A 20,020-nucleotide genomic window follows, 5' to 3' on the forward strand; every position below is an offset into this window, starting at 1 on the left:
CCACTGACAGTGCCCACCGAGTTTCGGACGGGCCCGGCTGGTCCGCTGGTCCTAGGACCGGTCGTCGGGCGGCCTTGATGGACGGCGCCGCGTCGCGTTCCGAGCCGGGAGGGCAGGGGGTCGTACCGCCCATCAACCGATCGGTTGATGCGGGGTCGAGCGCGATGGGCGATGTGGTGGACCCCCGCCGAACGGGAGTCTCAAGGCATGCCAATCATCGAAGTCACCGGAGTGCGCAAGACATACGGCCGCAGGCCCGCCGTCGACGGCGTCAGCTTTGCCGTGGAAGAGGGCGAGATCTTCGGGATCCTCGGCCCCAACGGCGCCGGCAAGACCACCACCGTCGAGTGCATCGAGGGGCTCCGCGTCCCGGACGCCGGGACGATCCGGGTGGCCGGTCACGACCCCGTCGCCGACCACGACGAGGTGACCCGCATCCTCGGCGCCCAGCTCCAGGAGAGCGAGCTCCAGCCCAAGCTCACCGTCCGCGAGTCCCTTGAGCTGTACGCCGCCTTCTACCCGAACCCGGCCGACTGGCGCCCGCTCGCCGAACGCCTCGGCCTCGGCGAGAAGCTGAACACCCGCTTCGCCAAGCTGTCCGGCGGACAGAAGCAGCGCCTGTTCATCGCGCTCGCCCTCATCGGCAACCCGCGCGTCGTGGTGCTCGACGAGCTCACCACCGGCCTCGACCCGCGCGCCCGCCGCGACACCTGGGAACTGATCGAGGACGTACGCCGCAGCGGAGTCACCGTCCTGCTCGTCACCCACTTCATGGAGGAGGCCCAGCGCCTCTGCGACCGTGTCGCCGTGATCGACAAGGGGCGGATCGCCGCCCTGGACACCCCCTCCGGTCTTATCCGGCGGGCGGCGGGCTCCACCGTCATCTCCTTCACCCCCTCGGCCCCGCTTGACGACTTCGCCCTGGCCGAGCTGCCGCAGGCCGCCGCCGTGGAGGAGAAGCACGGCCGGGTGACCATCCACGGCACCGACGAGACCGTCAACGCCGTGATCACCCTGCTCGCCCGGCACCACATCACCGCCCACCAACTCCGCGTCTCCGAGGCGACCCTCGACGACGCGTTCCTGGACCTGACGGAGGCCTCGGTATGACCACCACCCTCACCCGGCCGCGCCCGGCCCGGTCGGCCCGCACCTCCCGTTCGGCCGCCGTCGCCGTACTGAAGACCGAGACCAAGCTGTTCCGGCGCGAGCCCGCCGGGCTCTTCTGGATCATGGTGTTCCCGACCGTCCTCCTTGTCGTGCTCGGCTCGATCCCCGGCTTCCGCGACCCCGACAAGGCGCTCGGGGGCATCCGCTTCGTCGACGCCTACGTTCCCGTCGCCGTACTCCTCTCCATGATCATGGCGGGCCTCCAGGCGATGCCGCCGGTCATCACCGGATACCGCGAGCGCGGCATCCTGCGCCGCATGTCGGCCACCCCGGTCCGCCCGTCCGCCCTGCTCGGCGCCCAGATGGGGCTGCACGGCGTGGCCGCGCTGATCTCCGCCGTCCTCTCCATCACGGTGGGCCGGCTCGCCTTCCACGTGGCCCTGCCGCACCAGCTCTTCGGGTACGCCCTCGCCCTGCTGCTCGCCGTCCTGAGCGCGCTCGCCCTCGGCGCCCTGATCTCCGCCCTCTCCCGTACCTCGAAGGTCGCCAACGCCATCGGCTCCGCGGTGTTCTTCCCGATGATGTTCAGCGCCGGTGTCTGGCTGCCCGTCCAGGCCATGCCCGACACACTGGGCCGCATCGTCGAGCTGCTGCCCTTCGGTGCCGCAGCGCAAGCCCTCAACGAGGCCGCGGCCGGCGGCTGGCCCGGCTGGGACCACCTCGGCATCCTCGCCCTGTGGACCGTGCTCCTCTCGGCGGCCGCCACCCGCTGGTTCCGGTGGGAATGACGGCCGTGTCCTTCTGGGGCGGCTCCGGTGACGGCTTCGACGTGGACGAGACTGGAGCCATGAGCAACGGGGTGAGCACGGCGAAGTCGGATCCGGTGGAGGAACGCTGGGAGGCGTTCCACCGCTGGGGGCCCTATGGACTCCTCTTCGTCGGCTGCCTGGCCGCCGCGGCCACCGCCGACCTGCTGATGAGCACCGCCGACCGCTGGGCCGCCGCCGCCCTGGCCGGCGGTGCCCTGCTGCTCCAGCTCTGCTGGGGTTATCTGCGCCGCACCCGGCCGGGACCGGGCGCCGCCGGAGTCGTCTACTACTTCCTGCGCTGGGCCTTCGCCTTCGCGCTCACCTGGCTCAACCCGTTCTTCGCGTTCTACGCCGTCGTCGGCTACTTCGGCGCCCAGGCGGTGCTGCCCCGGCGCTGGGTCAAGGTCGGCCTGTTCGCGACCGCGGTGATCATGGCCGGCTCCCAGTCCGGCGGCCTGCCGCCCAAGGGCTCCATGGGATGGGTCCTGTTCGGCGCCGTACTCGCCATCAACTCCGTCCTCCTCGCTGTGTTCGGCCACCTCGCCGCCCAGGAGGACGAGCGGGCCCGCGTGCAGGTCGCCACCATCGACGAGCTGGAGACCACCAACGCCCGCCTCCAGCAGGCCCTCGACGAGAACGCCGCCCTGCACGCCCAACTCCTGCTCCAGGCAAGGGAGGCGGGCGTCGCCGACGAACGCCGCCGGCTCGCCGCCGAGATCCACGACACCATCGCCCAGGGCCTGGCCGGCATCATCGCCCAGCTCCAGGTCGTCACCAGCAGCACCGACCCCGACCTCGTACGCGAACACCTCGCCAGCGCCCAGTCGCTGGCCCGGCACAGCCTCGGTGAGGCCCGCCGCTCGGTGCAGAACCTCAGCCCCCTTGACCTCGAACACGACGTCCTGCACAAGGCGTTGAAGAAGACCGTCGCCGACTGGGGCAACCGGCACCAGGTCCGCGCCGACTTCACCGTGACCGGCACCGCCGTGCAGCTCCACGACGAGATCGAGGCCACCCTGCTGCGCATCGCCCAGGAGGCCCTCGCCAACGCGAGCCGCCACGCCCAGGCCTCCCGCATCGGCGTCACCCTCTCCTTCATGGGCGACGAGGTCTCCCTCGACGTCCGCGACGACGGCCGGGGCTTCGACCAGCTGGGCCTGCCGGCCCGCTCCGGCGCCGGAGGCTTCGGCCTCGACGGCATGCGCGCCCGGGCCGAACGCATCGCCGGCAGTGTCACCGTGGAATCGGAGCCCGGCCATGGCACCGCGGTCTGTGCCCGCGTACCGTTGGTCCCCCATGACCAATGACGCCACCATCACCCTCCTGATCTGCGACGACCACCCCGTAGTGCGGGACGGTCTGCGCGGCATGTTCGCCTCGGCCGACGGCTTCGAGGTCCTCGGCGAGGCCTCCGACGGAGTCCAGGGTGTCGACCTCGCCGAGCGACTCGACCCGGACGTCGTCCTGATGGACCTGCGGATGCCCGGTGGCGGGGGAGTGGCCGCGATCGCCGAGCTCACCCGGCGCGGGCTGCGCTCCAAGGTCCTCGTCCTCACCACGTACGACACCGACTCGGACACCCTCCCCGCGATCGAGGCGGGCGCCACCGGCTACCTCCTCAAGGACGCCCCGCGGGAGGAGCTGTTCACCGCCGTCCGGGCCGCCGCCGCGGGCCGCACGGTGCTCTCCCCGGCGGTCGCCTCCCGCCTGGTCACGGCGGTCCGCACGCCCGCCGTCCCCGCCGGTGAACCCCTCTCGGGCCGCGAGCGCGAGGTCCTCGCACTCGTCTCCAAGGGCACCTCCAACCGGGAGATCGCGCGGGCCCTGTTCATCAGCGAGGCCACCGTGAAGACCCATCTGACGCACATCTACGGCAAGTTGGGCGTCAAGGACCGGGCCGCCGCGGTGGCGGTGGCGTACGACCGGAAGATCCTCGGCTAGCCGAAGCTCGTCGCGCCGCCCGCCCTCACCGGAACCTCACCAGACCCCGGGTATCAGCCGGGGCGTGGTCGCCGCGTACTCCGTGTACGCGGTGCCCAGCGCCTCCGAGAGGAGCTTCTCCTCCACGCGGATGCGATAGCCGAGCGCCAGCGCGCCGCCCGCCACGAAGACCAGGAGCGCCGCCGCGTTGTCGTAGGTCACCCCGAGGGCGAGCCCGGCCAGCGCGATGCCGCTGTACGCGGGATGGCGCACCCAGCGGTACGGACCCGACCGCACCACCTGGTGGTCCCGCTGGACGTGGACCGTGCCCCGGAAGAAGCGGCCCAGGGCGACGATGGCCCACAGCCGCAGGCCTATCCCGGCCCAGGCGACGATCAGCACGGCCAGGCGGGCAGCCGTAGACGTGGTCGAGTAGTCGAGCGCGGGCGTGGCGCGGGCGACGGGATGCGCCGCCCAGCCGGCCGCGCCCAGCGCCACGACGAAGAGCAGCAGGCTGCGCCACTCGGTGCGCTCGGTGGGCGCGCTGCTCAGCAACTGCCTCACCTGGAGGGCCAGTTCGCAGGCCAGCCACGCGTACAGGGTGATCCGCAGGGCCAGATCGATGTCGTTGTTCATGCCGCACCACTCCCTCGTCGCCCGCTGATGGCTCCGGCACGTTCGACGATCGCAGCCGGGGCGGGTGGAGCGGATCGGCTCCCGGGTGGACCGCTGGGTGGAGCTTTCGGCGGCCCGGCCTCCACCCCGCCTCCACCCGCACCGCCACCACCCGGCCCCGCCCGCTACCCCGCCACCTTCAGCACGAGGACCGACCGGGCCGGCAGCGTCACCGTCTCGCCGCCCCGGTGCACCCGCCCCGGCGCCTCGGCCTGCTCCTCCTCCGAGGTGTCCACGACCAGCTCGTACGAGGCGGCCCACGGCGGCCCCGGCAGCACGCAGCTCGCCGGGCGGTCCGCCGAGTGCAGCAGGATCAGGAAGCTGTCGTCGGTCACCGGCGCGCCCCGCGCGTCACGCCCCGGGATGTCCCGGCCGGACAGGTACAGGCCCAGCGTCGCGGCGGGCGCGTACCAGTCCTGCTCCGTCATCTCTTCGCCCCGCGCGGTGAACCAGGCCAGGTCCCGCAGCCCGTCCGCGCCCTGAGCCCGGCCGGAGAAGAAGGCCCGGCGACGCAGCACCGGATGCCGGTGCCTCAACTCGACGAGCCGTGTGGCCAGTTCGAGCAGGCCGCGCGGCCCCGGCTGCTCCAGGAGCGACCAGTCGACCCAGCTCACCTCGCCGTCCTGGCAGTACGCGTTGTTGTTGCCGCCCTGGGTGCGGCCCATCTCGTCGCCCGCGACCAGCATCGGCACGCCCGTCGACACCAGCAGGGTGGTGAGCAGGTTCCGCAGCTGGCGCCGCCGCAGCGCGTTGACGCGGGGGTCGTCGGTCTCGCCCTCGACCCCGCAGTTCCAGGCCCGGTTGTCATTGGTGCCGTCCCGGTTGCCCTCCCCGTTCGCCTCGTTGTGCTTGCGCTCGTACGACACCAGGTCGCGCAGCGTGAAACCGTCGTGCGCGGTCACGAAGTTGATCGACGCGTACGGGCGCCGGCCGCCCCAGGCGTACAGGTCGCTGGAGCCCGAGAGGCGGTAGCCGAGGTCGCGCACGTCCGGCAGCGCGCCCCGCCAGAAGTCCCGAACGGCGTCCCGGTAGCGGTCGTTCCACTCGGTCCAGAGCGGCGGGAAGGAGCCCACCTGGTAGCCGCCGTTGCCCACGTCCCACGGTTCGGCGATCAGCTTCACGCGGCGCAGCACCGGGTCCTGGGCGATCACCGCGAGAAAGGGCGACAGCATGTCGACGTCGTGCATCGAGCGGGCAAGGGCCGCCGCCAGGTCGAACCGGAAGCCGTCCACCCCCATCTCGGTCACCCAGTAGCGCAGCGAATCCGTGATCAGGCGCAGGACATGTGGCTGGACCACATGGAGGGTGTTGCCGCAGCCCGTGTAGTCGGCGTAGCGGCGGGCATCGGACTGGAGGCGGTAGTAGCCGCGGTTGTCGATGCCGCGCAGGGACAGCGTCGGCCCCAACTCCCCTGCCTCGGCCGTGTGGTTGTAGACCACGTCGAGGATGACCTCGATGCCGGCCGCGTGCAGCGCCCGCACCATCCGCTTGAACTCGCCGACCTGCTGCCCCGCGGTCCCGGTCGCCGAGTAGCCGGCGTGCGGCGCGAAGTATCCGATCGAGTTGTAGCCCCAGTAGTTTCGAAGGCCGCGCCGCAGCAAATGGTCCTCGTGCGCGAACTGGTGCACCGGAAGCAGCTCGACCGCCGTCACGCCGAGCCGCACCAGATGGCCGATCGCCGCCGGGTGCGCGAGCCCCGCGTAGGTGCCGCGCAGCGGCTCGGGGATCTCCGGGTGCAGCCGGGTGAAGCCGCGTACGTGCAGCTCGTAGATGACCGAGTCGGACCAGGGCGTCTTGGGACGGCGGTCGTCCGCCCAGTCGTCGTCGTCCTGCACCACCACGCCCTTGGGGACGTGCGGCGCCGAGTCGCGGTCGTCGCGGACGGTGTCGGCGACCTGCTGCTGCGGCCAGTCCCGGACGTGCCCGTAGACCTCGGGCGGCAGCACGAAGTCCCCGTCCACGGCCCGCGCGTATGGGTCGAGCAGCAGCTTCGCCGGGTTCCAGCGCGCCCCCGTCCACGGGTCCCAGCGCCCGTGCACCCTGAATCCGTACCGCTGCCCCGGGCGTACGCCCGGCACGAAGCCGTGCCAGATCTCATGGGTCAGTTCGGCGAGCGCGAGCCGGGTCTCGGTGCCCGCCGCGTCGAAGAGGCACAGCTCGACCGATTCGGCGCCGCCCGCCCACAGCGCGAAATTGGTGCCCGCGACACCGTCCGGGCCGACCCGGAAGCGGGCGCCGAGCGGGGTCGGCGCGCCCGGCCAGACAGGGGGGCGCAGCGCCCCCGGTTCACCCCGGTGGCCGTTCACCTTCCGGTGCCCCTCCGTGCCGGGCGCGCCCTGCGCGGCACCCCGCACTGCCCTCTGCTCGGCTGCGCTCGACACCTGACGGCCTCCCGCGGCTCGGCGCAGGGCAGCACGCGGCGTCCCGGCCGCGGCTCCCCATGCGTGTCCCTGCACCTGTTCTTCCCGCAACAGCCCTCGTACTCACGTTTCCCCCGGCGGGGGGCGGTCGTTGGGTCGGTCGTGAGAGACGTACTGAAGCGGGCAGGGGCGGGCACGGCCGCCGCCCTGGCATGGGCAGGACTGACGGCGGTCCTGGTGGCCACGCTGACCGGGTGCTCGGGCAGCACCCTGGACATCGGCGACATCGGGGGCAAGCCGTTGACGCCCCAGGAGGCCATTCTGGTGACTCCGGACGACGGCGCCAAGGCGGTCAAGGCGGACCAGAAGGTGGAGGTGCGGGTGCCGAGCGGGCGCCTGGAGCGGGTCAAGGTGATGAAGACGGAGGACGCGCAGCCCGAGGAGGTGCCGGGCAGGATCTCGACGGACGGGCTGACGTGGACGCCGACCGGCAGCGCGCTGCAACTGGCCGCGCTGTACACGGTGGACACCGTGGCGCTCGACGGCCACGGCCACCGCCAGGCCCGCCACACCAGCTTCACCACCCTCGTCCCCGAGCACCGGTTCATCGGTTACTTCAAGCCCGAGAACCGCTCGACCGTGGGCGTCGGCATGATCGTGTCGTTCAACTTCAACCAGCCGATCAAGGACCGGGCGGCCGTCGAGCGCGCCATCAGGATCACCTCGCAGCCTCCGGTGGACGTGCGGGGCCACTGGTTCGGCAAGGACCGCCTCGACTTCCGGCCCGAGCAGTACTGGGTGCCCGGCACCAAGGTCACCGTCGACATGCACCTGCGCGACGTGGTCGCGGCGCCCGGCGTCTACGGCATCCAGGACAAGACGGTCGGCTTCACCGTCGGGCGCGCCCAGGAGTCCCTCGTGGACGCCGAGGCGCACACCATGGAGGTGCGGCGCGGCGGCGAGCTGGTGTCCACGCTGCCGATCTCCGCGGGGTCGCCGAAGAACACCACGTACAACGGGAAGATGGTCGTCACCGAGATGTACGACGTGACGCGGATGAACAGCCAGACCGTGGGCTTCGGCGGCGAGTACGACATTCCGGACGTCCCGCACGCCATCCGGCTCACCAACACCGGCACCTTCCTGCACGGCAACTACTGGGCTCCCTCCAAGACCTTCGGCAACTCCAACACCAGCCACGGATGCGTCGGTCTGCGCGATGTGAAGGGCGGCAGCTCGGACACCCCGGCGGGGTGGTTCTTCGACCGCACCCTCATCGGCGACATCGTCGAGGTCGTCAACTCCCATGACCGCCAGGTGGCTCCCGACAACGGGCTCAGTGGCTGGAACCTGGACTGGGCGAAGTGGAAGGCGGGCTCCGCGATCTCCTGATTTCCCCTCACCCCTCGAACGCACGGCCCCTGACCGTTCCCGGTTAACCAACCGGGAACGGTTCCTGTGTTTCACCTGAGAGTTCCAGGACAAGTTGGGACTGAACGGTGACATTGGAGGGGAGGTCGGGGCCCGCCCGGTGTGATTATCTAGCGCCGTGCGTGCGCGATGACGCGCGCGGGGGTGAGTGAGTACGGGCGGTGGCGGGGCCACGCCGTGCGAGGGGAGAAAAAGTCTTGAACGGGCAGCCTATTTCGGGGGCTTCGGCCGGGGCCGGACGACGCGGTCGCCAGGGCAGCGCACTGCTGGCCCTCCTATTCGGGGCCATGCTGCTCCTGGTCACCGCATGCGGCGGGGGCGACGGCTCCAGCTCCAAGGCCAAGGCGGGCAGCGGCGGCGCGGCCGAGGACACCAAGGCCTCCGAGGCCGTGGTCACCATCCTGCCGGCCGACAACGCCAAGGACGTGGCCACCAACGGCGCGCTGAAGATATCCGCCGACAAGGGCAGGCTGTCCGTCGTCACGGTGGCCGACAGCAAAAACAACGCGGTCGCCGGGAAGATATCCGCGGACGGCCTCGGCTGGGCCCCGGACCAGCACCTCGCCTCCGCGACGCAGTACAAGGTCCACGCGGTCGCCAAGGACGCCAAGGGCCGCGAGTCCGCCAAGGACACCACCTTCACCACCCTCGTGCCGACCAACACCTTCATCGGCCAGTACGTGCCCGAGGACGGCTCCACCGTCGGCGTCGGCATGCCGGTCTCCATCAACTTCAGCCGCGGCATCACCAACCCGGACGCGGTCAAGAAGGCGATCACCGTGACGGCCGAGCCGTCCGTCCCGGTCGAGGGCCACTGGTTCGGCAACGACCGCCTCGACTTCCGGCCCGAGCAGTACTGGGCGCCCGGCACCAAGGTGACCGTCAAGTTCAACCTCGACGGCGTCGAGGGCCGGCCCGGTGTCTACGGCAAGCAGACCCGCACCATCCACTTCACCATCGGCCGCTCCCAGGTCTCCACCGTGGACGCGAGCGCCCACACCATGAAGGTGGAGCGCGACGGCAAGCCCCTGAAGACCATCCCGATCAGCGCGGGCTCCCCGGCGAACACCACGTACAACGGGCAGATGGTCATCAGCGAGAAGTACGAGGTGACCCGGATGAACGGCGCCACCGTCGGCTTCGGCGGCGAGTACGACATCAAGGACGTGCCGCACGCGATGCGCCTGTCGAGCTCCGGCACCTTCATCCACGGCAACTACTGGGGCGACCCGTCGGTGTTCGGCTCGGCCAACACCAGCCACGGCTGCGTCGGTCTGGAAGACGCGCGCGGTGCGGGCGACCCGTCCACGCCGGCCGCCTGGTTCTACAACAACTCCCTGATCGGCGACGTGGTCGTCGTGAAGAACTCCAAGGACAAGGTCATTCAGCCCGACAACGGCCTCAACGGCTGGAACCTCTCCTGGGCGGACTGGACCAAGTAGGCCCGGACGAACGCCCGACGGACCCGGTGCTGTGACCGACAGCACCGGGTCCGTTGTCGTTAGTGACCGTTAACCTGCCTCCATGACTGTGAACCTCGAAGTTTCCGAAGGCGTCGGCACCATCCGCCTGGACCGCCCTCCGATGAACGCCCTCGACATCGCGAGCCAGGACCGGCTGCGCGAGCTCGCCGAGGAGGCGGCCCGGCGCGAGGACGTGCGGGCGGTGGTCCTGTACGGCGGCGAGAAGCTGTTCGCGGCGGGCGCGGACATCAAGGAGATGCAGGCCATGGACCACGCGGCGATGGTCGTACGCGGCCGGGCGCTGCAGGACTCCTTCACCGCCGTCGCCAAGATCCCCAAGCCGGTCGTGGCGGCCGTCACCGGCTACGCGCTGGGCGGCGGCTGCGAGCTGGCGCTCTGCGCCGACTTCCGCATCGCCGGTGAGAACGCCAAGCTCGGCCAGCCCGAGATCCTGCTCGGCCTCATCCCGGGCGCCGGCGGCACCCAGCGACTCGCGCGCCTGGTGGGTCCGTCCAAGGCCAAGGACCTCATCTTCACCGGCCGTCAGGTGAAGGCGGACGAGGCGCTGGCCATGGGCCTGGTCGACCAGGTGGTGCCGGCCGCCGAGGTGTACGAGCGGGCCGTCGCCTGGGCCGCGCGCCTCGCCCAGGGCCCGGCCATCGCGCTGCGCGCCGCCAAGGAGTCCATCGACGCCGGTCTGGAGACGGACATCGACACGGGCCTCGCTGTTGAACGCAACTGGTTCGCGGGCCTGTTCGCGACCGAGGACCGCGAGCGGGGCATGCGCAGCTTCGTCGAGGAGGGCCCGGGCAAGGCCAAGTTCCTCTGAGCGCACGGGAGTTGAGTGGCCGGGGTCAACGACGGCTGTACATGTGAGGGCAGTGTGTACACCCTGTGGGGGGATTAGCACAGCCTTAAGCGCACCTTAAGGAAAACCCCTTCGGAACGCTTGGTGATCAAGCAAACGCATCACGTCATCGCAGGTCAGAGCGGGTGCATTGGGTCATCGACTGCCCCCGTCATATGCCAGAACGAGCCTCCGGAACGTCAGGTTCCGGGGGCTCGATTCCTTCGGAACGGCCCCGGAGGCCGCGCCGGGCCGCCATGATGGTGCCATGGCGGGGCTGGAGGGTGTGGAACAACCGGCGCAGCGTGTGAGTGCGACCGCGGCACGGTGGATGCCGTCCGCCGACGACGAAGTGGCGCTGAAGGCGCTGGAGTTGTTCGGGAATCCGACGGAGGAAGAAGTCCGGCTGCCCTCGCGTCCGGAGTCCGCCGCCACGGCCCGCCGGATCACGCAGTCCGTCGTACTGCGCCAGTGGGCGCTCTCGCCGACACTCGCCGAGCACGCCGTGCTCCTCGTCTCCGAGCTCGTCGGCAACGCGGTGCGGCACACCGGAGCCCGCGTCTTCGGTCTGCGCATGCTGCGCCGCCGGGGCTGGATCCGGATCGAGGTCCGCGACCCCTCGCGCGGCCTGCCCTGTCTGATGCCGGTGCACGAGCTCGACATCAGCGGCCGCGGCCTCTTCCTCGTCGACAAGCTCTCCGACCGCTGGGGCGTGGACCTGCTGCCGCGCGGCAAGACCACCTGGTTCGAGATGCGCGTCGCCGACCGCTGAGTCGCCGAAGGCCCCGCCGAATCACAGAAGCCCCCTGGCTGCCGGATGTGGCGCCGCGGGGGCTTCTGTGGAGCGCCGTGGATCTGGGGGGGGGTGTGATCCACGGCGACTGAAGACGACCTGGCCCGGGTCAATGGGGGTCGTGGCTTCGACTATGACAGATGGGCGGCCAATCATCAAAAGTCCCTAGTCGGACATAGCGCCATGAATCATGACAGTTTAGCTGTGAATCGTAGGTGAGCTAGAGCACGCACCTTCTAAAGCATGAATAAATATTGGAAGTGCTGAGTGAATCAGCGACTCGGTCGCCTCCGGTCACCTTCGGGCGGCCGCGACCCGCAGAGGTCCTGAAATGGGTCAATCGTTACCAAGCGCCCTTCGGCCCACTTAAATGTCCATGTGTCGAATCCATCACCCCGTGCCGTCGACCGCCGCAGCGCCCTGCGGGCCGGGGCGGGCGCGGCCATCGTGGGGGCGTTCACGGCAGGCTGTTCGGACGACCACGCCGGCGAGCAGCCGGCCGACTCTCCGAAGCCCCAGCCGTCCGCCTCCGCGGCGGCCGTCGCTCCCGCCCGCCCCAAGGTCCCACGCTCCGCACCGGCCCCCCGTACCTTCCCCGGGCAGCCGGTCCAGATCAGCAGTGGCCCCCGGGGCCGCCCCCAGGTCGCGCTCACCTTCCACGGCCAGGGCGATCCGAAGATCGCCACGACCCTGCTCGGCGAGGCCGAGAAGGCCGGTGCCAAAGTCACCGTCCTCGCCGTCGGCAGCTGGCTCGACGAGCAGCCCGCGATGGCCCGCCGCATCCTCGACGGCGGCCACGAGCTGGGCAACCACACCCAGCACCACATCGACATCGGGGCCATGGACGAGGCGGAGGCGTACGCCGAGATCACGGGCTGCGCGGACCGGCTGCGCAGGCTCACCGGCTCCATCGGGACCTGGTTCAGGCCCTCCCGTGCCCAGTACGCGACACCGCTCGTTCAGAGACTGGCCCGGAAGGCGGGGTACCCGCACGTCCTGTCGTACGACGTCGACTCGCTCGACTTCACCTCGCCCGGTGCCTCGGCCGTCACCCGCAACGTCACCGGGCAGATCCGCAACGGATCGGTGGTGAGCCTGCACTTCGGCTATGCGGACACGGTCGCCGCGCTGCCCGCCCTACTCGCCGAACTGGAACGCCGCCGACTGCGCGCGGTCACGACCACGGAGCTGCTGATCTGATGCCGACCGCAACGAAGGCCGTAACGAAGAGGATCACCGTGCTGCTCTCGGCAGCCCTGCTCGCGGCGCTGGTCGGCTGCGGATCGGGTGCCGACCACAAGGACGAGGCACTCAGCACCAAGGCGGCCCTGCCGCCCCCGGCCGCCAAGAAGGCCGTGCCGCAGGGCCTGCCCGGGATGCCGCCCGTCCTGGACTCGAAGGACGCCTACGCCGCGGACCGGCCGAACGCCCTCCAGCCGGCCGTCAAGAACTTCCTGCCGCGCGTGTACGTGCCCAACACCAACTCCAACACGGTGTCCGTGATCGACCCGGCCACGTACAAGGTCATCGAGACGATTCCGGTCGGCCACCAGCCGCAGCACGTCGTGCCGTCCTGGGACATGAAGACGCTCTGGGTCAACAACGACCTCGGCGACTCGCTCACCGCCATCGACCCGGCGACCGGCAAGACCGGGCGCACCGTCCAGGTCTCGGACCCGTACAACCTCTACTTCACGCCGAACGGCAAGTACGCCGTCGTGATGGCCTCCAAGGACCGCGAGCTCGTCTTCCGCGACCCGGTCAGCATGAACCGGGTCAAGACCGTCCCGGTGACCTGTGCGGGCGTCAACCACGCCGACTTCTCCATGGACGGGCGGTACTTCATCGTCTCGTGCGAGTTCTCCGGCGAGCTGCTCAAGGTCGACACGGAGAAGATGGAGGTCATCGCCCACCAGAAGCTGCCCTTCGACGGGGCGATGCCGCAGGACGTGAAGATGTCCCCGGACGGAAAGACCTTCTACATCGCCGACATGATGGCGCACGGCATGTGGGTCCTGGACGGCGACAAGTTCACCACGCCGACCCTGCTGCCCACCGGCAAGGGCTGCCACGGCCTCTACATCAGCCGCGACTCCAAGGAGATGTACATCTCCAACCGGGGCGAGGGCACCATCTCCATCTTCGACTTCACCAAGAACAAGCTCACCAAGAAATGGGAGCTGCCGGACGGCGGCAGCCCCGACATGGGCGGCGTCTCCGCCGACGGCAAGGTGCTCTGGCTGTCCGGCCGCTACAACAGCGAGGTGTACGCCATCGACACCGCCACCGGCAAGGAGCTGGCCCGCATCCCGGTCGGCTCGGGCCCGCACGGCCTCGCCGTCTACCCGCAGCCCGGCCGGTACTCGCTCGGCCACACCGGCATCTTCCGCTGAGCACGAGCGGGGGCGTACGACGGCGAGGTGCCCCGGGGTCCGCCGGCCCCGGGGCACCTCCGTGTCACCACAGCACGGGCAGCCGCTCCGGCAGGCGCTTGATGAATCCCGTACGCCACACCAGCTGTTCGGCCGGGACCGCGAGGCGCAGCCCCGGCATCCGGTCCACCAGGACCGAGAGCGCCGTCTCGGCGTGCAGCCGGCCGAGCCCCGTGGCCGGGCAGAAGTGCCGCCCGGCGCCGAACGAGAGATGCGGGTTGTGCTCCCGGTCGAGGTCGAGGCGCTGGGGGTCGGTGAAGACCTCCGGGTCGAAGTTGGCGCCCTCGACCAGGACGAGCACCAACTCGCCCTTCTTCACGAGGACTTCGCCCAGCGTCACGTCCTCCAGGGCGAGCCGGGGCAGCCCGTCGCCGATCGACAGGTTCCAGCGAAGGAGCTCCTCCACCGCGCGGCCCATGCGCTCGGGGTGCTCGCGCAGATGGGTGATCAGCTCCGGGTGCTGGAGCAGGGCCAGGATCGCGAGGATCAGGAACGCGGAGGTGGAGACCGCGCCCGCGCCGAACATGGACACCGCGACCGTGGCCAGCATCTCGTCCGTGAGGTGCGCGGACTCCTGGTCCTCGCGCAGCGCCGCGAGCCGTCCGAGCAGGCTGTCGGGGTCCAGGCCGGGCGCGTTGAGGCGCTCCACCATGTACCCGAGGTCCTTGTACCAGTTGAGCCCGGCACCCTCGAAGGTGTGCGCGCTGGTCATGAAGGCGGTGTCCAGGCCGGACATGAGCCGGCGCCAGTCCGCGAACGGCACCCCGATCACCTGGCAGTGCAGCGCCGCCGAGAAGGGGTCGGCGAACCCCGCCCGGAGGTCGGCCGGCGGGCCCTCGGTGAGCAGCGCGTCGATGAACTCGCCCGCACGGACGCGGAGTTGACCGGCCAGGCCGTCGGCGCGCGGGCTGAGGGACTTCATCACGGCGGTGCGGAGCCCGGCGCTGTTGATGTTGCCCATGTTGTTGACGACCTCGGGCGGGATCGTCAGCGCGTACTGGCGGGGCACCCCGGCGTTCGCGGTGTCCTTCAGGCTGAACCGCGCGTCCTCCAGGACCTGTTTGGCCAGCGCGTGGCTGCTCACCAGCCAGGCCTGGTCGCCGGTGAGCGTACGCACCCGGGCCACCGGCTGCTTCTCGCGCAGCCAGGCGCACTCCTCGGGCAGGACGTCACCGCGGCGCGAGAGCGGGAAGTCGAGTACGGGCTCGGGGGTCATGCGGCGATTCCTTCCGGGCGCACCACGGCGTAGGCCTGATTGCGGGAGGCGCGCAAGCCGCCGCCCTTCGCGTAGAGGAGCTCGGTCAGCGGGATCGGCGCGTGGTAGGCCGACACCGAGGAGGGGACGCCGAGGATGCCCGGAGTGTCCAGGAAGAAGGGGAGTTCCGCGGCGATGTAGTCGAGGCAGGCGGCGAGCTGTTCCGCGCTCGCGGCCGGCCCGCCCACCTTCGTGGAGAGGAAGTGCCCGGCCATGCGCTCGCAGCCGGCCCGGAAATGCGGATCGGTGGCGAGGAAATGCCGCACCCGCCGGTGCAGGAGTTCGTAGACCGGATTACCGGCGAATTCGGAGAGCCCGTGCACGCCGACGGGTATGTCCGGCGAGCCTGCCTCTTCGACGCCGCGCAGAATTCTGCGGCGTACCGCCTTGAGTTCTTTCGAGGCGCGCCGTGCCGCGTGCTCCTCGTCGTAGCCGAGCGCGCTGAACAGCTCGGCCACATGGAGGTCGGCGTACACGATGTCGATGCGGGAGAACCGTGCCGAAGCCCAGCGGACGAGTTCGGTGATGCGGCCGGCGCTGAAATAGCTGTTTCCCGGACTCACACCGATGAGGACGTGATCGCCCTCGTCCCATATGTGGTGGCAACTTCGCGTGAAGGGCTGCACGGTGAATGCTTCAGTTGTGATGGTCACAGCTGTAACGCCCCAGCGCCGCTAGTCCCTGGGTGCCCTGTGCTCCCGGTGTGGCGGCGACAGCAAGAAGTTATCCGCCAAGTGCGGAGCGTGAGGAAGTGGCGGCGTGAAGTTGGCGCGAACTGCTCTTTGGCGGGCGGAAAACAGTCCTTTCCGTGTTTCGAACAGTCAGAGTCCGGGGCCCGCCGGTCTGGACCCGTTATCAGTGCGCGACAAGCAGTGCCTCCGAGCCGACCGGCCGGAAACCCGCCGCCTGGAAGGTGCGCACACTGCGCGCGTTGCCCGGCGACTGCTGCGCCCAGAGCACCGGCTCGGGCACCAAGTGCCGTGCGGCCAGGGCGAGTTGAACGCCGAGGCCCAGGCCGCGCGCGGACTCGTCGACCTCGACGGCGGCCTCCCAGCGGCCGGCGACGCCCCGGCCGAGTATCAGGACGCCGCCGTCCGCCGCCCAGACCCGCACGTCGTCCCGGTACTTCAGGGCCCGCGCCACCCTCGGATGCTCCGGGTCCTCGATCTCGGTCAGCCCCAGCGGCGGCTCGCCCGGCAGGGCGGGGGCGCAGGTCAGCAGGTCGACGCAGTTCATCGAGCGGCCGGTGCGGGCCATCAGGGCGGCCAGGAACCCGGGGTTCATCGACGCGCCGAGCGGATCGGCCCTCGTCTCGGCCAGCGTGGCCCGCAGCCAGTCCTCGTCCTCGTCCAGGAAGATCACCGAGTGCGCGGTGAACGCCAGCACGCCCGCGTCGCGCGGCCCCGGCTGCGCCACCACCGTCGTACCGCCGTCGGCCGGCGGGAACCGCCCCGTCGCCGCGGCCGCCAGAATGTCGCCGAGCGTGCCATCCATGGGATTCCCCGTTTCTTTCCGTCCAGAGGCCTTGAGTCTCCACCCACTGGAAACCGGACACTCGACAACATGATCGACGACGGCCCGGAAACCTTCACCATCGGGCAGCTCGCCCGCCGCACCGGCCTGCCCGTGCGCACCATCCGGTACTGGTCCGACATCGGCGCCCTGCCGCCCGTCGGCCGCTCCCACGGCGGCTACCGGCTGTACGACGCCGAGTGCGTGGCCCGCCTTGAGCTGGTGCGCACCCTGCGCGAACTGGGGCTCTCCCTGGATGACGTACGCCGCGTGCTCGCCCGGGAGATCACGGTCGCCGAGGTCGCCGCGGCCCATGTCGCGGCCCTCGACGCCCAGATCCGGGCGCTCCGGGTGAGCCGGGCCGTCCTGTCGACCATCGCCCGACGGCAGTCCGACACGGAGGAGACGACCCTCATGAACAAGCTGGCCAGGCTCTCCGCGCGCGAGCGCAAGCAGATCATCGACGACTTCACCGACGAGGTGTTCACCGGCCTCGACGACACCAACCCGCACTTCCACGCCCGGGTCCGCGGCGTGGCCGGTGAGCTGCCCGACGACCCCACCCCGCTCCAGGTCGACGCCTGGATCGAGCTGGCCGAACTGGTCGAGGACGAGGCCTTCCGGGCGCTGATGCGGCGGATCGCCGAGACCGACTCCGAGAGCTTCCGGGAGCGCTCGCGCGAACCGCAGGCCTACCTCGCCTTCGCGAAGAAGGTCGCCCAGCTCGCGGGCGCGGCCCAGGAGCGCGGCGTCGCACCCGAAAGCTCCGAGGCCGACGCACTCCTCACCGAGCTGCTCGGCGCGGGCGCCGACCGGGCGGCCGTCCTGGAGCGGGTCGGCGTCAGCCCGGACCTGCGCGTCGAACGCTATTTCCAGCTGCTCGCCGTCATCAACGGGTACGAGCAGCCGCCGAGCGCGGCCGCCGCCTTCCAATGGCTGGCCGCCGCACTGGGCGCGCACGTCGGCAGCTAATCTGACCCGCGTCAGAAACGCATCAAGCAGTAGGCACCAACAAAGGGGTGGACCCAGTGGCGGACATCGAAGAGGCGCGCAAGGCGTTCGCGAAGCTCGACATCGACGGCGACGGACGCGTCACCGCGAGCGAGTACAAGGCGGTCATGGCGCAGCTGGGCGACTTCCACGTCACCGAGACGGTGGCCCAGGCCATCATCAAGGCCAAGGACGCCAACGGCGACGGCAAGCTCTCCTTCGAGGAGTTCTGGGCCTCGCTGAACAAGTGACGCCGATCGGCCCCGGTGGCGTACTCCCGCTCGCGCGGTACGCCATCCGGGGCCGGCCCGGAATAACTTCCCGGGACCGCGAGTTCCCCGGAGCATGCCAACGCGGCACCATCTCCGGAAGGCCAGCTCATGAAGATCGGCATCATCGGTGCGGGCAACATCGGCGGCAACCTGACCCGCCGTCTCACCGCGCTCGGACACGAGGTTTCCGTCGCCAACTCCCGCGGCCCGCAGACCCTTTCAGCCCTCGCCGAGGAGACCGGCGCGACCCCGGTCACCGTCGCCGAGGCCGCCAAGGGCGCACAGGTCGTCGTGGTCACCATCCCGCTGAAGCGCATCCCCGACTTGCCCAAGGGCTTCCTCGACGGCGCGGCCGACGGCTTCGCCGTCATCGACACCGGGAACTACTACCCCAAGGAGCGCGACGGCCGGATCGACGCGATCGAGGACGGCCTCACCGAGAGCCGCTGGACCGAGCAGCACATCGGCCACCCGGTGATCAAGGTCTTCAACGGCACGTACGCGCAGGACCTCCTCGACCGGCCCCGCCCGCAGGGCGACCCCGAGCGGATCGCCGTGCCGGTGGCCGGCGACGACACGGCCGCCAAGCAGCTGGTCCGCGAGCTCGTCGACGAGCTCGGCTTCGACACCGTGGACGCCGGCGGCATCGACGACTCCTGGCGCCAGCAGCCCGCGACCCCGGTCTACGGACTGAGGGGCAACGTCGCGGAGGTCACCGAGGCCCTGGCGGCGGCGCCCAAGGAGCGCCCGGCCGCCCACAGCTTCTAGGCGATCAGCATTCGATGATGTTGACGGCGAGGCCGCCGCGGGCCGTCTCCTTGTACTTGACGCTCATGTCGGCCCCCGTCTCCTTCATCGTCTTGATGACCTTGTCCAGGGACACCTTGTGGCTGCCGTCGCCGCGCATCGCCATCTTGGCGGCGGTGACGGCCTTCACGGCGGCCATGCCGTTGCGCTCGATGCAGGGGATCTGGACGAGGCCGCCGACCGGGTCGCAGGTCAGACCCAGGTTGTGCTCCATGCCGATCTCGGCGGCGTTCTCGACCTGCTCGGGGGTGCCGCCGAGGACCTCGGCGAGCGCGCCGGCCGCCATCGAGCAGGCGGAGCCGACCTCGCCCTGGCAGCCGACCTCGGCGCCGGAGATCGAGGCGTTCTCCTTGAACAGCATGCCGATCGCGCCGGCGGCCAGCAGGAAGCGGACGATGCCGTCCTCATCGGCGCCGGGCACGAAGTTCATGTAGTAGTGAAGGACCGCCGGGATGATGCCCGCGGCGCCGTTGGTGGGGGCGGTCACGACCCGGCCGCCCGCCGCGTTCTCCTCGTTCACGGCCATCGCGTACAGCGTCGCCCACTCCATGGCGTGCGCCTCGGGGTTGCCCTCGGCGCGCAGCTGGCGGGCGGTGGTGGCGGCGCGGCGGCGGACCTTGAGGCCGCCGGGCAGGATGCCCTCGCGGGCCATGCCGCGCGAGACGCAGGCCTGCATGACCCGCCAGATGTCGAGCAGGCCGGAACGGATCTCGTCCTCGGTGCGCCAGGCCTTCTCGTTCTCCAGCATCAGCGCGGAGATCGAAAGACCGGTGTCCTGGGCGAGCCGGAGCAGCTCGTCGCCGGTGCGGAAGGGGTGCTTGAGAACGGTGTCGTCCGGCACGATCGGGTTCTCGCCGGCCACCGCGTCCTCGTCGACGACGAAGCCGCCGCCGACCGAGTAGTACGTCTTCTCCAGGATCAGCGCGCCGTCGATGTCGTACGCGAAGACCGTCATGCCGTTGGCGTGGTACGGCAGCGCCTTGCGGCGGTGCAGGATCAGGTCGTCGTCGTAAGCGAAGTCGATCTCGTGCATGCCCAGCACGTTGAGCCGCCCCGACTCCTTGATCCGCTCCACCCGGTCGTCTGCGGTCTCGACGTCGACCGTGCGCGGGGAGGCGCCCTCCAGGCCGAGCAGCACCGCCTTCGGCGTGCCGTGGCCGTGTCCGGTGGCGCCGAGCGACCCGTACAGCTCGGCCCGTATCCGCACGGTGTGGGCGATGAGGCCCTCGTTCTTCAGGCGCGCGGCGAACATTCGGGCCGCCCGCATCGGGCCGACGGTGTGGGAGCTGGACGGGCCGATGCCGATCGAGAACAGGTCGAAGACCGAGATGGCCACGGGGGACT

General features: G+C 70.5%; 18 protein-coding genes and 1 pseudogene. 13 read left to right on the plus strand and 6 right to left on the minus strand.

Going from position 1 to position 20,020, the window contains the following annotated elements:
- The first annotated feature begins 207 nt into the window (after nt 1–207).
- From ADK54_RS15405 to ADK54_RS15420, 4 genes are read left to right on the plus strand one after another with little or no spacing between them, the layout of a single operon-like run.
- Nucleotides 208–1,110 (plus strand): ABC transporter ATP-binding protein, encoded by a 903-nt coding sequence (locus ADK54_RS15405; RefSeq protein WP_053726198.1) that lies wholly within the window; start codon nt 208–210, stop codon nt 1,108–1,110.
- Nucleotides 1,107–1,898, plus strand: coding sequence for an ABC transporter permease (locus ADK54_RS15410; protein WP_078966401.1), 792 nt, complete (start codon nt 1,107–1,109; stop codon nt 1,896–1,898). The genes ADK54_RS15405 and ADK54_RS15410 overlap by 4 nt, the downstream gene beginning before the upstream one ends.
- Nucleotides 1,899–1,957: 59 nt before the next feature.
- Nucleotides 1,958–3,226, plus strand: coding sequence for a sensor histidine kinase (locus ADK54_RS15415; protein ID WP_053726250.1), 1,269 nt, complete (start codon nt 1,958–1,960; stop codon nt 3,224–3,226).
- Nucleotides 3,216–3,860, plus strand: a complete 645-nt coding sequence (locus tag ADK54_RS15420; protein ID WP_053726251.1) for a response regulator — start codon at nt 3,216–3,218, stop codon at nt 3,858–3,860. The genes ADK54_RS15415 and ADK54_RS15420 overlap by 11 nt, the downstream gene beginning before the upstream one ends.
- Nucleotides 3,861–3,896: 36 nt before the next feature.
- On the opposite strand, the gene ADK54_RS15425 is transcribed toward ADK54_RS15420, so the two are convergent.
- Together ADK54_RS15425 and glgX are read right to left on the minus strand one after the other, a co-directional pair.
- Entirely contained in the window at nt 3,897–4,475 is a 579-nt protein-coding gene (locus ADK54_RS15425) for a methyltransferase family protein (RefSeq protein WP_053726199.1), read from the minus strand.
- Between the two features lie 164 nt (nt 4,476–4,639).
- Nucleotides 4,640–6,895, minus strand: coding sequence for a glycogen debranching protein GlgX (gene glgX, locus ADK54_RS15430; protein ID WP_053726200.1), 2,256 nt, complete (start codon nt 6,893–6,895; stop codon nt 4,640–4,642).
- A 141-nt stretch (nt 6,896–7,036) separates the two neighbouring features.
- Here glgX and ADK54_RS15435 point away from each other — a divergent pair, with 141 nt between their 5' ends.
- The 6 genes from ADK54_RS15435 (at nt 7,037) to ADK54_RS15460 (ending at nt 13,801) form a co-directional block, all read left to right on the plus strand.
- Nucleotides 7,037–8,266, plus strand: coding sequence for a L,D-transpeptidase (locus tag ADK54_RS15435; RefSeq protein ID WP_053726201.1), 1,230 nt, complete (start codon nt 7,037–7,039; stop codon nt 8,264–8,266).
- Nucleotides 8,267–8,502: 236 nt separating this feature from the next.
- On the plus strand, nt 8,503–9,747 hold the full coding sequence (locus tag ADK54_RS15440) for a L,D-transpeptidase (protein ID WP_199826974.1): 1,245 nt from the start codon (nt 8,503–8,505) through the stop codon (nt 9,745–9,747).
- Nucleotides 9,748–9,829: 82 nt separating this feature from the next.
- Nucleotides 9,830–10,597 carry an enoyl-CoA hydratase/isomerase family protein gene (locus ADK54_RS15445; RefSeq protein WP_053726203.1) on the plus strand — a complete coding sequence of 256 codons (768 nt, stop codon included), beginning with the start codon at nt 9,830–9,832 and terminating at the stop codon, nt 10,595–10,597.
- A 286-nt stretch (nt 10,598–10,883) separates the two neighbouring features.
- Nucleotides 10,884–11,387, plus strand: coding sequence for an ATP-binding protein (locus ADK54_RS15450; protein WP_053726204.1), 504 nt, complete (start codon nt 10,884–10,886; stop codon nt 11,385–11,387).
- Nucleotides 11,388–11,786: 399 nt separating this feature from the next.
- A complete protein-coding gene (locus ADK54_RS15455; RefSeq protein WP_053726205.1) occupies nt 11,787–12,608 on the plus strand; it encodes a polysaccharide deacetylase family protein in 822 nt (273 codons plus the stop codon).
- Entirely contained in the window at nt 12,608–13,801 is a 1,194-nt protein-coding gene (locus tag ADK54_RS15460) for a YncE family protein (RefSeq protein WP_053726206.1), read from the plus strand. The genes ADK54_RS15455 and ADK54_RS15460 overlap by 1 nt, the downstream gene beginning before the upstream one ends.
- 64 nt (nt 13,802–13,865) lie before the next feature.
- On the opposite strand, the gene ADK54_RS15465 is transcribed toward ADK54_RS15460, so the two are convergent.
- The 3 genes from ADK54_RS15465 to ADK54_RS15475 form a co-directional block, all read right to left on the minus strand.
- A complete protein-coding gene (locus ADK54_RS15465) occupies nt 13,866–15,056 on the minus strand; it encodes a cytochrome P450 (RefSeq protein WP_053726207.1) in 1,191 nt (396 codons plus the stop codon).
- Nucleotides 15,053–15,748: a tRNA-dependent cyclodipeptide synthase gene (locus ADK54_RS15470; protein WP_053726208.1), complete on the minus strand. Its 696-nt coding sequence runs from the start codon at nt 15,746–15,748 to the stop codon at nt 15,053–15,055. The genes ADK54_RS15465 and ADK54_RS15470 overlap by 4 nt, the downstream gene beginning before the upstream one ends.
- Before the next feature lie 202 nt (nt 15,749–15,950).
- On the minus strand, nt 15,951–16,589 hold the full coding sequence (locus tag ADK54_RS15475) for a GNAT family N-acetyltransferase (protein ID WP_053726209.1): 639 nt from the start codon (nt 16,587–16,589) through the stop codon (nt 15,951–15,953).
- 69 nt (nt 16,590–16,658) lie between these two features.
- On the opposite strand from ADK54_RS15475, the gene ADK54_RS15480 reads away from it, so the two are divergent.
- The 3 genes and pseudogenes from ADK54_RS15480 to ADK54_RS15490 all read left to right on the plus strand — a co-directional run.
- A complete protein-coding gene (locus ADK54_RS15480) occupies nt 16,659–17,579 on the plus strand; it encodes a MerR family transcriptional regulator (RefSeq protein WP_053726210.1) in 921 nt (306 codons plus the stop codon).
- Nucleotides 17,580–17,635: 56 nt separating this feature from the next.
- A complete protein-coding gene (locus ADK54_RS15485) occupies nt 17,636–17,848 on the plus strand; it encodes an EF-hand domain-containing protein (protein ID WP_053726211.1) in 213 nt (70 codons plus the stop codon).
- Between the two features lie 126 nt (nt 17,849–17,974).
- Nucleotides 17,975–18,637 (plus strand): annotated as a pseudogene (locus ADK54_RS15490) (NADPH-dependent F420 reductase); the annotation flags it as partial.
- Nucleotides 18,638–18,641: 4 nt separating this feature from the next.
- Here ADK54_RS15490 and ADK54_RS15495 read toward each other — a convergent pair.
- The gene (locus ADK54_RS15495) at nt 18,642–20,012 is read right to left on the minus strand and encodes an L-serine ammonia-lyase (RefSeq protein WP_053726213.1); all 1,371 of its coding nucleotides are present in this window, start codon (nt 20,010–20,012) and stop codon (nt 18,642–18,644) included.
- Nucleotides 20,013–20,020 lie beyond the last annotated feature (8 nt).

This window comes from Streptomyces sp. WM6378, from assembly GCF_001279695.1.
Classification (GTDB): domain Bacteria; phylum Actinomycetota; class Actinomycetes; order Streptomycetales; family Streptomycetaceae; genus Streptomyces.